Genomic DNA, 16,955 nt, shown 5'->3' with positions numbered 1-16,955 from the left:
CGGCTGACCGTGGCTGAAGGCCTGATACAGCGCCATCAGTTCGCGGGTCAGAACACCCATCGACCAGCCATCGGAGATGATGTGGTGCAGCGTCAGCAACAGCACGTGATGATCGTCGGCCAAACGGACCAACCGACCGCGAATCAGCGCATCGTCCTGTAAATCGAACGGCCCCGAGGCTTCGCCCTGAATCAGCGCCTGCAAGGTTTGCTCGGGTTGCGGGTGTTGGCGCAGGTCCTCGACGCGCAGCAACAGGCCGCTGTCGACCGGCGCGATCAGCACCTGTGCCTGATCATTGAACTGGGCGAAACGGCTGCGCAGGGTTTCATGGCGGGCAACGATCCGCGCCAGTGCACGCTGAAGCGCAGCGTCGTCGAGGCGGCCACGCAAACGCAGGGCCACGGGAATGTTGTAAGCGGTATTGGCGCCTTCCATTTGCGCCAGAAACCACAAGCGTTGCTGGGCGAACGACAGCGGCAAGGCGCCGTCACGCGGCACCGGCACAATCTCTGGTTGCGTGCAGCGCCCCGCTTCGCTCAGTACCGCAGCGACCGCCGCCAGTTCGGCGTTGGCGAACAGCTCAGCCAGTGCCAGTTCGACGCCAAGCCGTTGGCGCACTTGCGAGACCATGCGCATCGCCAGCAGCGAATGGCCGCCGAGTTCGAAAAAGTGATCCTGACGCCCGACCCGGTCAACCTGCAGCACGTCGGCCCAGATCTGTGCCAGCGCGGTTTCCACCTCGCCTTCGGGCGCCGCGTATTCGCGAGTGAACAGCGCCGACAGCTCCGGCGCCGGCAAGGCTTTGCGGTCGACCTTGCCATTGGCGGTCAACGGCAACGCGGCAAGTTTGACGAACGCCACCGGCACCATGTACTCCGGCAAGCGGCTCAGCAGTTGCGCGCGCAACTCGCCGACCGGCAGCGCTTCAACCTGTGCTTGTTCGGTGAAATACGCCACCAGTCGTGGCTGGCCGGGCTGATCTTCGCGGGCCAGCAGCACGGCTTCCTGAATCCCCGGCAACTGATTGAGGCAGGTTTCGATTTCCCCCAGTTCAATACGCACGCCACGGATTTTCACCTGATCGTCATTGCGCCCCAGGTATTCGAGCGTGCCGTCCTCGCGCCAGCGCGCAAGGTCACCGGTGCGGTACATGCGCGCGTTCGACAAGCGGCTGAACGGGTCACGCAGAAAACGCTCGGCGGTCATTTCCGCTCGATTGAGGTAACCACGAGCGACACCCGCACCGCCGACGTACAGCTCGCCCGCCACGCCCATCGGCACCGGACGTTGCTGCTCATCAAGCAGGTACACCGTGGCGTTGCTCACTGGTTTACCGATGTGCAACGCCTCGCCGCTGTCGATCCTTCCCGATGTGGCGACCACCGTGGCCTCGGTCGGGCCATAATTGTTGATCACGTCGAAATGCTGGTTGCGATTGAACTGGCGCAAGCGGTCACCGCCGATCAGCAGCGTGCGCAGGGTCGGGTGTTCGAGGTTCTGGCTGAAGGCGTATTCGGCCACCGGCGTCGGCAGAAAGCTCACGTCCAGCGGTTGCGCCTGCCACCACGCCAATAGCGCGTCGATATCTTCATTGCCATTGTGGGTCGGCGCCAAGTGCAAGGTCGCGCCGGCGCACAGCGCCGGCCAGACTTCCCAGGCCATCGCGTCGAAACCGAAACCGGCGAGGCTCGAAGTGTGGCGACCGGCGCACAGGTCGAATGCCGTGCAGTGCCAATCGACCAGGTTGTTCAAGGTGTGATGCTCGACCATCACGCCTTTGGGCAGGCCGGTGGAACCGGAGGTGTAGATCACATACGCGAGATGTGAGGCGGTCAGGCCCGGCACCTGCGGGTCGAGCGTGCAGGTCAGTGGCCAGGTGCAGCGGTCGAGGTCGATCACCGGCACGTCCAGCGCCGGCAAGCGCTCACGCAGATCGGTTTGGGTGAGGACGACCACCGGCGTGCTGTCGCCGAGCAGATAGTTCAAGCGCTCGGTCGGATGGGCCGGATCGACCGGCACGTAACCAGCGCCGGCCTTGAGAATCGCGACCAGCCCGATCAGCGTATCGAGCCCCCGGCGGGCGACGATGGCCACGCGGTCGTCGGGTTTTACCCCGCGCTCGATCAGGTGATGCGCCAGGGCATTGGCGTGGCGGTTCAACTCGGCGTAGGTCAATTGTGCGTCGGCAAACACTGCTGCCAGCGCTTCAGGCCGCTCGGCAACCTGCGCTTCAAAGCGTTGCTGAAGGGTTTGGGCCGGCGGGAAACTCATTTGCGTAGCGTTGAAGCCGACCAGTACTTGCTCAAGCTCCGCTGCCGGCAGAACCGGCAGTAGATTGACCGGTGTTTGCGGCGCCTGCTCCAGTGCCAGCAGCAGATTTTCCAGCGCGCAATGCATGTAGGCGCAAATCCGCTGGGGGTCGATTTGCGTGCTCGCCAGCAACGTCAGACTGAACGCGTCGCCGAAGTCGTCAACGCTCAGGGTCAGCGGATAGTTGGTGCGCTCCTCGGAGTGCAGGGTAGCAATGCCCGCCCACGCCGCGAGCGTTTCAGCGCTGGCCGTGGTGACGTTGTGGCTGTGGCGGTAGTTGAGCAGCGTGCTGAACAGTGGCGTCGGTGCGACCACGTTGCTGCAGCGCTGGGCCAAGGCCAGTGGCGCGTATTCATGGCGCATCAGCGAGGTCAGCCGCGCATGGGTCGCGTTGACGGCGGCACGCACGTCAGCGCTGTCGACATTCACCCGCAACGGCAAGGTGTTGATGAAGATTCCCAGCGCGCGGTCAATGGCTTCGGCGCCCTGCATGCGCCCCATCAGCACCGTGCCGAACACCACCTGCTGCTTGCCGGTCAACGCTGCCAGCACCTGCGCCCAACCGAGGTGAAACAGGCTCGCGGCACTCACCCCGAGCTGGCGTGCCTGGGCGCGCAAGCGCTGGCCCAGCAGCGGCTCGATCGGCTGGCTCAATTCGGCAATCTCGCTGCCGTCACCCTGCACGTCTTGCAAGCCGTACGGCAACGTCGGCTCGTCGATGTCGCTGAGCATGTCGCGGAAAAACGCCTCATGCTCGGCTTCGCTGACACCCAGACGCGCCTGCGCCACGTAATTGCGAAACGGCACCGGCCGCCCCAACAATTCGCGCTGGCCGCTGAGGCAGGCGCGCATTTCACGCCGCACCACGTCGAGGGCCGAGTGGTCGAGGGCCATGTGATGAAACAGCAAGGTGGCGATCACTCGCTGTCCGGCTTCGTCCCAGGCATGGGCCAGGCGCATGAGCGGCGCGCGGCTGACGTCGAGGCGAAAGTGTCGGGCGTCGAAACGCTCGTGCAGGTACGCCAGCACATCGCTGCCAGCGTCTGGCACCACGAGTTCTTCCACGGGCAGTTCGGCGCGACGCCAAACCACCTGCGCCGGAGCATCCAGGCCTTGCCAGTGCACCGAGGTGCGCAGAATGTCATGGCGATCGATCACCGTTTGCAACGCTTGCGCGAACGCCTGAAAACGTTCGCGACTGGTGAAGGCGAAATGCGACTGCATGACATACGGATCGCCTTCACCGCCACTGACGTGGTGATAAAGAATGCCTTCCTGCAATGGCGCCAGCGGGTAGATATCCTGCACATTCGCCGCGCCGCCGGGCACTTGCGCCACGAGGTGGTCGATACAGGCCTGATCCAGCTCGACCAGGGTCAGCATCGACGGGGTGATCTGCGTGGCGTCGGCCGCGATGCCATTGGCCGGCACTTCGACCTGACCGGCCTTGGTGGCCGAGTATTGCCCGGCCTTGATCAGTTCGATCAGCGCCGGTTTGTGTTCGCGCAACAGCGCCAGCAACGCCGGATCGCTCAAGGCCTGTTTGTTGCCGTTCACCCGCAGCTGATCATCGGTGACCGCCAGTTGGATGTCTTTAGCCTTCAATGTGGCCAACAGTTCGATCACGTTCACAGGACGATCTCCATTCTTTCGGTAATTGCGGCGTAGCCGGCCAGGGTCGGATGTTCGAACAGCGACCTGACATCGGCTTCCATGCCTTCCTGACGCAACCGGCCGATCAGACTGACCGCCAGCAGCGAGTGACCACCCAACTCAAAGAAATGGTCGTGACGCCCTACTCGTTCGACGTTGAGCAGCTCGGCCCAGAGCCGTGCGAGGGTGATTTCCACTTCGCCCACCGGGGCTTCGTATTCGCGGGTTTTCAGCGCTTGCTGATCCGGCGCCGGCAGGGCCTTGCGGTCGAGCTTGCCGTTGGGGCTCAGCGGCAAAGCGTCGAGATGCACGAACACGGCGGGCACCATGTAGTCCGGCAAGTGCTCCAGCAGTTGACTGCGCAGCAGGTCGATTTCCAGGCGTTCGCCGGTGTAGTACGCGACCAGACGTTTGTCGCCCGGCACGTCTTCACGGGCCACCACCGCCGCTTCTTGCACGCCGTGGATCTGGGTCAGGCGTGCCTGAATTTCGCCCAGTTCGATGCGCAGACCGCGGATCTTCACCTGATCATCGTTACGCCCCAGATACTCGATGTTGCCGTCTGGCCGATACCGCGCGACGTCACCGGTGCGGTACATGCGCCCGCCAGGCTGGAACGGATCGTTGAGGAAGCGCTCGGCACTCAGCTCAGGTCGGTTCAGATACCCGCGCGCCACCTGCACACCAGCGATATACAGCTCGCCGACCACACCTTGCGGCACCGGCTGCTGTTGCGAATCGAGGATGTACATCCGAGTGTTGGCGATCGGTTTGCCGATGGGTGTGTTGTCCGGAACCTGCTCAATAGGCCCAGAGCAATCCCACGCGGTTACGTCAACGGCCGCTTCGGTCGGACCATACAGGTTATGCAAACCGCTACCCGGCAATTGCAGCTTGAAACGCCGCACCACACTGCCCGGCAACGCCTCGCCGCTGCACATCACCTGCCGCACGCTGTCGCAGCGTGTGGTGTCGCTGTTGGCGAGGAACACGTCGAGCATCGACGGCACAAAGTGCAGCGTGGTGATGTGTTCGCGCTCGATCACTTCGCTCAGGTACTGCGGATCCTTGTGCCCGTCGGGCCGCGCCATGACCAGTCGCGCGCCGGTCATCAACGGCCAGAAGAACTCCCACACCGACACGTCAAAGCTGAACGGAGTTTTCTGCAACACCGAATCGGCAGCGGTCAGGCGATAAGCGTCCTGCATCCACAGCAAGCGGTTGACCACACCGGCATGCTCGTTGACCACGCCTTTCGGTTGGCCGGTCGAGCCGGAGGTGTAGATCACGTAGGCGCTGTGTTGGGGCGTCAGCCCCGCGATTTGCGGATTCTCGGCAGACAGGGTTTGCCAGGTGTTCTGGTCGAGGTCGATTACAGATGCCGAGAGCTCTCCCAACAGCGCGCGGGTCGCACCGTGCACCAGCACCACGACCGGCGCGCTGTCCTCAAGCATGTAGGCCAGACGTTCCGGCGGATAGGCCGGGTCCAGCGGCACATAACCGGCGCCGGCCTTGTTGATCGCCAGCAAGCCGATGACCATTTCCAGGCTGCGTTCGACGCAGATCGCCACCCGCGAATCGACTTGCACGCCAAGGCTGATCAAATGCCCGGCCAAGCGGTTGGCGTGTTCGTTCAGCTGCGTGTAGCTCAATGCCTGTTCGCCGGCGACTACGGCGACAGCCTGTGGCGTACGTCGCACCTGCGCCTCGAACAAGCCGTGCAGCGTCTGCTGCAGGTCGTAATCGACGTCGGTGTCGTTGAGGCCGAACAGCAACGCCTGCCGCTCTTCGTCCGCCAACACCGTCAGGCGATTCAACGCTTGCTGTGGGGTGTGCTCCAAGGCTTCAACCAGCGCGGTCAGCGCGTTCTCCATGTACTGACCGATGCGCGCTGCGCCGATGCGCGACGGCGTCATCACTGTCAGTTCAAAACCGCTGCCCAGATCGTCGACGTTGAGGGTCAACGGGTAATTGGTGCGCTCCTCGCCGACCAGCGATTCGATGCCCTGCCAGGATTCACGCTTGGCCTCTTGTCGGGTTTCATTGTCGCTATGCCGGTAGTTGAGCATCGCACTGAACAGTGGCGACGGCGCCGCGATACCGCTGCAACGCTGGGCCAGCGCCAGCGAAGCATGTTCGTGGGCCAGCAGCGCACTGAGCCGCGCATGGGTCGCCTTGACCCCGGCGCGCACGTCGGACTCATCGACATCCACACGCAATGGCAAGGTGTTGATGAACATGCCCAGTCCGCGATCCGCACCCGCGCCGCCCTGCATGCGACCGAGTAACACCGTGCCAAAAACCACGCGTTCCTGAGCGGACGTTGCCGCCAGCACTTGCGCCCAGGCGAGATGGAACAGGCTGGCGACGCTGACGCCGAGCAAGCGTGCCTGACTGCGCAGCCGCTGCGCCACCGCAGCGGGTAGCGCCTGGCAGACTTCCTCGATGTCATTGCCGTCGCCGTGCACATCCTGCAAACCGAACGGCAGTGTCGGTTCGTCGATGTCGCCGAGCATTTCGCGGAAGAACACTTCGTGCTCTTGTTCGCTGACACCAAGACGAGTCTGCGCAACATAATTGCGGTACGGCACCGCAGCCACCGGCAGTTGCTCATCGCCCTGCAAAATCGCCTGCATTTCTGCGCTGACCACCGCCAGCGCGGTGTGGTCCATGGCGATGTGGTGGAACAACAACATCGCAACCACGCGCTGACTGTAGGGGTCAAGGGCATATACCAGACGCAGCAGCGGTGCCCGATCAAGTTCCAGACGCCAGTGCCGCGCATCGAAGCGCGCCCGCAACTGATCGATGGCTTCACCTTGCGCAGGCTCCAGCGCCACGGCTTGGACCGGTAGCTCCGCCTGCCGCCAGACCACTTGCACCGGCGCCGTCAGGCCTTGCCAGACTATCGAAGTACGCAGGATGTCGTGGCGCGCCATGACTTGACGCAGCGCCGCAGCGAACCCTTGAAAACGTTCAATACTGTCGAACGCCAGACACGATTGCAGCAGGTACGGATCGCCTTTCACGGCGCTGAGATGGTGATACAGAATCCCCTCCTGCAACGGCGCCAGCGGATAAATATCCTGCACGTTGGCAGCGCCACCCGGCACCGTGGCGACGATGCGCTCGATGCTGGCCTGATCCAGTTGCACCAGTGGCAGCATGCCCGGGGTGATGAGCGTGCAATCGGCGGCAATCAGATTGGCCGGCACCTCGACCTCGCGGCCACTGCCCACCGCTGCCGCCAGCGCGGCCAGGGTCGGCTGGCTGAACAGCACGCGCACATCGGTGCTCAGATCGACCTGACGCATGCGTTCGATCAGCGTCACCGCCAGCAACGAATGCCCGCCCAGTTCGAAGAAGTTGTCGTGACGGCCGACCTGTTCAACGTTCAAGACCTCCGACCAGATCTGCGCCAGCGCGATTTCCACCGAACCTTGCGGCGCGGCGTATTCGCGGCTCAGCCACGCGGTTTGATCCGGCTCCGGCAACGCCTTGCGGTCGAGCTTGCCGTTGGCGGTCAGCGGAAGGGATTGCAGGCGCACGTAAGCGGCGGGCACCAGGGCTTGCGGCAACTGCGCTTGCAGATGACTGCGCAAATCCTCGATATCGACGCTCAGGCGTTCGGTAAACCACGCCAGCAACTGGCCGTCGCGCACCAGCACCACGCAATCCTGCACGGCCGCGTGAGCGCTCAACGCCGCTTCGATTTCACCCAGTTCGATGCGCACGCCGCGCAGTTTGACTTGATCATCGTTGCGACCCAGGTATTCGATTGTGCCGTCAGCCAGCCAGCGCGCGAGGTCGCCGGTACGGTACATGCGCGCCTGAGGTTCATCGCTGAACGGGTCGTCGAGGAAGCGTTCGGCGGTCAGTTCGGGGCGCTGCAGATACCCGCGCGCCACACCGGCGCCGCCAACATACAACTCGCCGGCGACGCCAACCGGTACCGGGCGCTGCTGGTCGTCGAGCAAATAAATCTTCGCGTTGGCCATCGGCTGACCGATGTGCAGCACCTGCCCGGCCTCGACCGCGCCAGAAGTCGCAACCACCGTGGCTTCGGTCGGACCGTAGTTATTGATCACCGCGAAGGTCTGTTCACGCGGGAACTGGCGCAATTTGTCGCCACCGATCAACAGCGTGCGCAAGGTCGGGTGGCCTAGGTCGCGACTGAACGCATATTCGGCCACCGGCGTCGGCAGGAAACTCACCTGCAACGGCTGCGCGCACCACCATTCCAGCAACTCATCGAGGTGCTCGTTGTTCACCATTTGCGGCGGCAGGTGCAGGGTCGCGCCGACACACAGCGCCGGCCAGACCTCCCACGCCATGGCGTCGAAACCAAAACCGGCGACGCTCGACGTGTGGCTGCCGGCGTGCAGGTCGAAGGCCTCGCAGTGCCAGTGCACCAGGTTCTCCAGCGTCGCGTGTTCGACCATTACACCTTTCGGCTGGCCGGTAGAACCCGAGGTGTAGATCACATAGGCCAGATGCGCCGGGGTCAGCGCCGGCAGTTGCGGATTGCTGTCGGACAGTTGTAGCCAGGCGGGATTGTCCAGATCAATCAGCGGCACGGCGCCAAGCAAATCAGTCGTCGACGCCTGCGCCAGCACCGCCATCGGCGCGCTGTCCTGCAACAGATAAGCGATGCGTTCCGCCGGGTACGCCGGATCGACCGGCACATAACCGGCGCCGGCCTTGAGGATCGCCAGCAACGCGACGAGCATGTCCGGGCTGCGGCGCAGGCACACGGCGATGCGGTCATCGGGCTGCACGCCGAGGCCGAGCAAGTGATGGGCCAGGCGATTGGCACGCTGATTGAGCTGCGCGTAGGTCAGGTGCTGCGCGCCCTGCACCACGGCCAGTGCGTCCGGCTGCTGCTCGGCCTGAGCCTCGACCAAGCGCTGAATCGTCGCGCCACGCGGATAGGCTGCTGAGTGCTGGTTGAAGCCGACCAGCAAGTGTTCGTATTCCGCCACCGAGAGCACCGGCAACCGGTTGAGCGGACGTTGCGGCGCCTCTTCCAGTGCCGTTACCAGATGTTCGAGCGCGGTGTGCATGTAACTGCAGATCCGTTGCGCACCGATCTCGGCGACCGCCAGCACGTCGAGGACAAAACCTTCGCCCAGATCATCCACCGACAGGGTCAGCGGATAATTGCTGCGCTCCTCGCCGCCAAGCATGCGCACGCCCTGCCAGATACCCTGGCCGTCATGCGGCTGCTGCTCGGCGGCACTGTGCCGGTAGTTGAGCAACGCGCTGAACAGCGGCGCGGAACCGGCCATGCCAGTGCATCGTTGAGCCAGCGCCAGCGATGCGTGTTCATGACCCAAAAGCGCTGTCAGCCGCGCATGAGTAGTTTTCACCCCGACGCGCACGCCTTCAGCGAGATCGACGCGCAGCGGCAAGGTATTGATGAACACTCCCAGCGTGCGGTCGGCGCCCTCGCCACCCTGCATGCGCCCCATCAACACGGTGCCGAAGACCACGTCGCGGCGGCCGGAGACCACGCCCAGCACCTGCGCCCAGGCCATGTGCATCAGGCTCGCCGGGCTGACGCCCAACTGCCGCGCCTGTTCACGCAGGCGCAGATTGAGCGCGGCATCCACCGGTTGCAGCGCTTCTTCGATGCCACGCCCGTCGCCCTGGACATCCTGCAGACCGAAGGGCAAGGTCGGCTCGTCGATATCGCCAAGCATCTCGCGGAAGAACGCTTCGTGTTCCTGCGCATCGGCGCCCAAGCGGGCCTGCGCCACGTAATTGCGATACGGCATCGGCGGCGTCAGTGTGTCGAGCTGATCGAACATCAACGCGTGCATTTCCCGACCGATCACGTCCATGGCGGTGTGGTCAAGAATCGAGTGATGGAACAGCACGATGGCGACGACTTGCTGTTGCGCCGGATCCTCGGCGTAGACCATGCGGATCAACGGTGCCTGATTCAAGTCGAGGCGGAAATGCCGGGCATCGAAACGCGCGTGCAACTGCTCGAGGATGTCGCCGTCCTGCGCCTCCAGCGGTGCCTTTTGCACAACCATCTGCGCCTGACGCCAGACCACTTGCTGCGGGCTGGGCAAACCTTCCCAGACCACGCTGGTGCGCAGAATGTCGTGGCGGGCGATGACCTGCTGCAAGTGCTCGGCGAAGGTTTGCAAACGTTCGAGGCTGTCGAAAGCCAGACGCGATTGCAGCAAGTATGGATCGCCCTGCTCGGCGCTCAGATGGTGATAAAGAATGCCTTCCTGCAACGGTGCCAGCGGATAGATATCCTGCACATTGGCGGCGCCGCCCGGCACCGTCGCAACAATACGATCAATGCTGGCTTGATCCAGCGTGGTCAGGGTCAGCATATCGGGAGTGATGTACGTGCAATCGGCCGGTATCAGGTTGACCGGCACTGCGATTTCCCGGCCACTGCCCAAGGCTCGCGCCAGCGCGGCGAGGCTCGGTTGGTTGAACAGCACGCGCACATCGGCGTTCAGACCGGCCTGACGCATGCGTTCGATCAGGCTCACCGCCAATAACGAATGGCCGCCGAGTTCGAAGAAGTTGTCGTGACGGCCGATCTGCTCGATGTTGAGTACGTCGGCCCAGATCTGTGCCAACGCGATCTCGACCGGGCCTTGTGGCGCTGCATATTCACGGCTGAGCCACGCGTCCTGATCCGGTTCGGGCAAGGCCTTGCGATCGAGTTTGCCGTGGGCCGTGAGCGGCAGGCTGTCCAGTCGCACATAGGCGGCCGGCACCAAAGTGTCCGGCAGTCGCGCTTGCAGATGGCGGTGCAAGTCGCTGATCTCGACCGCCTCGATGTCGGTGAACCAGGCCACCAGACGCCCGTCGCGCACCAGGACCACGCATTCGCGGACCGCGTCATGAGCGCTCAACGCGGCTTCGATTTCGCCGAGTTCAATGCGTACACCGCGCAGTTTCACCTGATCGTCGTTGCGCCCCAGGTATTCGATATTGCCGTCGTCCAGCCAGCGCGCGAGGTCGCCGGTGCGGTACATCCGTGCGTGCGGCTCGTCGCTGAACGGGTCGTCAAGAAATTGTGCAGCGGTCAGTTCCGGACGATTCAGATAACCGCGTGCAACCCCGGCGCCACCGACATACAACTCGCCTTGCACACCGGTCGGCACCGGTTGTTGCTGGCGGTCCAGCAAATAGACTTTGGCATTGGCAATCGGCCGGCCAATGTGCAAAACCCGCCCGGGCTCGATGCGCCCGGACGTCGCCACCACCGTGGCTTCGGTCGGGCCGTAGTTATTGATCACAGCGAACGTCTGATCCCGTGGGAACTGGCGCAATTTATCGCCACCGATCAGCAGCGTGCGCAGGGTTGGATGGCCCAGCTCACGGCTGAATGCATATTCGGCGACCGGGGTCGGCAGAAAGCTCACCTGCAACGGCTGCGCGCGCCACCACTCGAGCAATTCATCCAAGTGTTCATTGCCGATCGAAGGCGGTGGCAGATGCACGGTCGCGCCGACGCACAGCGCTGGCCAGACTTCCCAGGCCATGGCATCGAAACCGCAACCGGCAACACTGGCGGTGTGGCTGCCGGCGTGCAGATCGAAAGCTTCGGCGTGCCAGTGCACGAGGTTTTCCAGAGTGCGGTGCTCGACCATCACGCCTTTTGGCTGCCCGGTGGAGCCCGAGGTGTAGATCACGTAGGCCAGATTCGCCGGGGTCAGCCCCGACAGTGCCGGGTTGGTGTCAGGCAAGTGCCGCCAGTCGTTGGTGCCCAGATCGATCACGGGGACAGCGCCAAGCAGGTCGCGCGTCGAGGCCTGCGCCAGCACCGCGATCGGGTCGCTGTCCTGCAACAGGTAGGCAATGCGTTCTGCCGGGTAATCCGGATCAATCGGCACATATCCGGCGCCGGCCTTGAGAATCGCCAGCATTCCAACAAGCATGTCCGGGCCGCGACGCAGGCACAGCGCGACGCGGTCATCGGTTTGCACGCCGAGGCCGATCAAGTGATGAGCGAGACGATTGGCGCGCTGATTCAGTTCGCGGTAGCTGAACTGTTGCTCACCCTGCACCACCGCCAATGCTTCGGGATGCGCCAAGACTCGCGCTTCAAAAAGTCGCGGCACTGTCTGCGCGGGCGGGTATTCACGACCGCTGATGTTGAAGCCAACCAGCACCCGCTGCCGCTCGCCCGGTGACACGATCGATAGCTGTTGCAACGGCGCCGTCGGCGTGTACTCCAGCGCCGTGACCAGGCTGTACAACGCGGTTTGCAAGAAATCGCAGACCCGCGCACCGTTCACCTGCGGCACGGCTTGCACGCTCAAGCGGAACCCCTCGCCGAGGTCATCGACACTGACCACCAACGGATAATTACTACGCTCGCGCGAGCTGAGAATCTGCACGCCGTCCCACGTTACAGCGGCCGACTCCGGCGCACTGTGGCGGTAATTGAGCAAGGTGCTGAACAGCGCCTGCGACCCGGCGACACCACTGCAACGCTGGGCCAGTGCCAGCGAGGCTTGCTCATGGCCGAGCAACTGCGCCAGACGCGCATGGGTGGCACGCACGCCGTGTTCTACCGCCTCAGCAGCGACGCTGACGCGCAACGGCAAGGTGTTGATGAACATGCCCAACGCCCGATCAGCGCCCTCTCCACCTTGCATGCGCCCGAGCAATACGGTGCCGAACACCACGTCTTGCTGGCCGGACACCTGCGCCAACACCTGCGCCCAGGCCTGATGCACCAGACTGGCCACGCTGACACCCAGCCGCCGTGCTTGCTCGCGCAGACGCTGACCAAGGCTGGCGTCAAGATCGGAATGACTGTCGAGGATCGCGCTGCCGTCGCCGTGCACGTCCTGCAAATTGAAGGCCACGGTCGGTTCGTCGATATCGCCAAGCATTTCGCGGAAGAACGCCTCATGCGCCTGATCATCGGCGCCAAGCCGCGCCTGCGCGACAAAGTGGCGGTATTGCACCGGCGGCGGCAGGTCGCTGCTGCCGCCGAGCATGACGTCGTTCATTTCCGCAACCAGCACTTCCAAAGCGGTGTGATCGAGGACGATATGGTGCAGCAGGAGAATGCCGATCCAGCGCTGGTGTGGCCGATCTTCGGTGTAGACAAAGCGCATCAGCGGCGCGCGATCAAGGTCGAGACGATAGTGGCGTGGATCGAAACGCGCCTGCATCTGCTCGAGCACGTCGCCGTCTAGTTCATCGGCATCGACACGTTCCAGCGCCAGTGGCGCCTCGCGCCAGACCACTTGCACCGCCTCTTCCAGTCCTTCCCAGACGATGCCGGTACGCAGAATGTCATGGCGTTTGATCACGCCGTTCAAGGCTCGTACGAAGGTTTTGATCTGCGCCAGACCATCGAAGGCAAATTGCGCCTGCAACACATACGGATCGCCGGCGCTGGTGGCCAGGTGGTGATAGAGAATCCCCGCCTGCAACGGTGCCAGAGCATAGATGTCCTGCACATTGGCGATGCCGCCCGGCACGCTGGCAACCACGCGGTCGATAGCGGCTTGGTCGAGATTGACCAGCGGCAACATGGCTGGGGTAATGCGCGTGCAACCCGGTTCGATCAGGTTGTCTGGAACGACAATGCCGCGTTCGCTGCTCAAGGTCGCCGCCAGCGCTGCCACGCTCGGCTGACCGAACAACACGCGTACGTCACAGTGCAGATCCTGTTGGCGCATGCGTTCGATCAGCTTCACTGCCAACAGCGAATGACCACCGAGTTCGAAGAAATTGTCGTGACGACCGACCTGTTCGACACCGAGCAAGGTCTGCCAGAGTTCGGCAATCAGGTTTTCCACGGCACCAACCGGCGCCTCGAAACCACGCCGGGCGAATGCATCGCTGTCCGGTGCCGGCAAGGCTTTGCGGTCGAGCTTGCCATTGGTGGTCAGCGGCAAAGCGTCCAGACGCACGAAGGCGCTCGGTACCATGTAGTCGGCCAACACTGCCAACAGATGATCACGCAATTGCGCCACATCCGGCGCCGCACCTTCATCGGCCAGCCAGTACGCGACCAGACGCTGATCGCCGGGGCTGTCCTCACGGGCGATCACCACGGCTTCGCGCACACCTTCGCAAGCGCACAGGCGCGCTTCGATTTCGCCCAGTTCGATGCGGAAACCGCGAATCTTCACTTGATCGTCGTTACGGCCCAGGTATTCGAGGCTGCCATCGGCGGCCCAGCGCGCGAGGTCACCGGTTTTATACAAACGCGCATCGGCGTTGTCGCTGAACGGATCATTGATAAAACGCTCGGCGGTCAGTGCTTCGCGATTCAGATAGCCGCGCGCCACACCCGCGCCACCGACGTACAACTCGCCAATCACGCCGGCAGGGACCGGTTCGCGCTGCGCATCGAGGACATACAGTTGCAGGTCGGGAATGCGCACGCCAATCGGGCTGACGCCAAGCAATTGCGCATCGGCGGCTTGCAGCGGTCGATAGGTCACGTGCACGGTGGTTTCGGTGATGCCGTACATGTTCACCAACCGCGTTCCGGCATTGCCGACCCGCGCATACCACGGTTTGAGCAAGCCCGGCTCCAGCGCTTCACCGCCGAAAACCACTTCCCGCAAGGAGTGCTGCAAGGTGCTGCGGCCCTGGGCAGCGATCAGTTGGCGGAACGCGCTCGGCGTCTGGTTGAGCACGGTCACGCCGGTTTCGCAGAGCAATGCATAGCAGTCGTCCGGCGAACGGCTGACGGCTTGCGGGATCAACAGCAATTGCCCGCCGAACGCCAGCGCGCCCCAGATTTCCCACACCGAAAAGTCGAAGGCGAAGGAATGGAACAGCACCCCGATGTCTTGCTGGTTGAACTGGAACCAGTCCTGGGTGGCAGAAAACAGCCGCGCCACGTTGCGGTGCTCGACCATCACGCCTTTGGGCAAACCGGTGGAGCCGGAGGTGTAGATCACGTACGCCAGATGCGCCGGGGTCAGCTCGGGGATCTGCGGATTGCTGTCGAGTTCGGCTTTGAGGTGAGCGCTGTCGAGGTCGATCTGCGGCACCTCGAGAGCGGCCACGCGATCGCGGGTCGCCGCCTGCATCAGCAGCGCCGCCGGGGCGCAGTCCTGCAAGGTGAAACTGATTCTGTCGAGCGGATAGGCCGGATCGATCGGCACATAACCGGCGCCTGCCTTGAGCACACCCAGCAGACCGATGAGCATTTGCGGGCCGCGCTCGACGCAGATGGCGACACGGTCGTCAGGGCGAATGTTCAGCGCCAGCAAATGGTGGGCGACCTGATTGGCGCGGCGGTTGAGTTCGCCGTAGCTGAGCGCCTGCTCGTCGAAAATCAGCGCTGTGGCGTCAGGTCGGGCCTGCGCATGAGCTTCAAATTGTTGGTGGATCAGAGGGGTTTCGGGAAACTGCGCCAGCGGTAAGTTGACGCCGCGCAGCAAGTATTCACGTTCGCTGGCCGGGAGGATTTGCAGCGTCTGCAGCGGCACATCGGCGCTGGTTTGCAGCGCCGCGAGCAGACTCTCCAGCGCCGTGTTCAGGTAAGCGGCCATGCGCTCGGCACCCAGCGCCGCATCCGCCAGCGCAGTGATGCGCAAGTCCACGCCGAGGTCATCGATGTTGATCGTCAGCGGATAGTTGGTGCGCTCGCGGGCGCCGAGCACCTGCACACCGGGGGCAATGTCGACCACGTCAGCGACTTCTTCGACGCTGCTGTGCCGGTAGTTGAGGATCGCGCTGAACAGCGGCGTCGGCACTGCGACGGCGCTGCAGCGTTGCGCCAAAGCCAGCGAGGCCTGCTCATGCGCCAGCACCGCAGTCAGGCGCTGATGGGTCGCCCGCACGCCGGCACGAACGCTTTGTGCGCCGACATCAACGCGCAGCGGCAAGGTGTTGATGAACATGCCCAACGCCTGCTCACCGCCCTCGCCCGCGTCCATCCGCCCCAGCAGCACGGTGCCGAACACCACCGCCGTGCGCCCGGACAATTGCCCGAGCACCCGCGCCAGCGCCAGATGTGTCAGGCTCGCAACGCTCACGCCGAGCTGCCGCGCCTGCTCGCGCAACTGTTGGCTCAAGTGGCTGTCGAGCAGCAACGCGGCTTCTTCGATGGCATGACCGTCGCCCTGCACATCCTGCAAGCCACATGGCAGCGTCGGCTCGTCGATATCAGCGAGCATCTCGCGGAAAAATGCTTCCTGCGCCTGCTCACTGCCTGCACTGCGCGCCTTGGCCAAGTGATCGCGATACGGCACCGCCGCTGGCACTTGCGCAGTCTGCCCGAGCAGACAGGCCTGAACTTCCCGGCGCAGCACATCCAGCGCCACGTGATCCATGATCATGTGATGAAACAGCAACAGCGCGACCACGCGGCCCTGAGCGGGATCCTGCGCATAGACCATGCGCAGCAGTGGCGCTTGCTGCATGTCGAGGCGGAAGTGCTGCGGGTCGTGACGTTCGAGCAATTGCGTGAGCACGTCGGCACCGCTGTCGACGCGGATTGCCTCACACACCAGCGGCGCCTCGCGCCAGACCACTTGCACCGGTTCGTCGAGGTATTCCCAGACGAACGACGTGCGCAGGATGTCGTGACGTTTGACCACCCAACGCAGCGCGTCGGCGAAGGCATCCAGCCGTTGCTGGCTGTCGAACACGAAGCGCGCCTGCGAGATGTAAGGGTCACCGGCAGCGGCCGAGAGGTGGTGATAGAGCATGCCCTCCTGCAACGCGGACAAGGGATAAATGTCCTGCACGTTGGCGGCGCCACCCGGCACCGTGGCAACGATGCGGTCAAGGGTGTCCTGATTCAGCGTCACCAGCGGCAGCATGTCCGGAGTGATGCGAAACGCAGGACTCAGCCAGTCGCCGCCATGTTGGGCGACCAGCTCCAGCAGTTGCGCCTTGTGCGCCGCGAGGCTGTCCCATAACGCGTCATCCAGCGCGTCGTCGCTGCCCAGAATGACCAAGTCTTCATCTTCCTGTTGAAGGCGGATCGCATGGGTGGAAATGGCAGCCATCAGTTCGCTGAAATGCAT

General features: G+C 63.6%; 2 protein-coding genes (1 of these 2 only partly in view). Both read right to left on the bottom strand.

The genetic code is table 11. The features are described from left to right. A protein-coding gene (locus tag ACOYXJ_RS21825; protein WP_460371364.1) for a non-ribosomal peptide synthase/polyketide synthase crosses the window boundary here: on the bottom strand, positions 1–3,942 show its 5' portion. Its footprint begins 13,887 nt before the window's first position; the window shows 3,942 of its 17,829 coding nt (coding positions 1–3,942); the start codon lies at positions 3,940–3,942; the stop codon falls past the left edge of the window. After that, positions 3,939–16,955: an amino acid adenylation domain-containing protein gene (locus tag ACOYXJ_RS21820; protein WP_460371363.1), complete on the bottom strand. Its 13,017-nt coding sequence runs from the start codon at positions 16,953–16,955 to the stop codon at positions 3,939–3,941. The genes ACOYXJ_RS21825 and ACOYXJ_RS21820 overlap by 4 nt, the downstream gene beginning before the upstream one ends.

It is taken from the genome of Pseudomonas sp. Tul2A7 (genome assembly GCF_054790505.1).
This window is presented reverse-complemented; position numbering and strand designations above follow the sequence as displayed.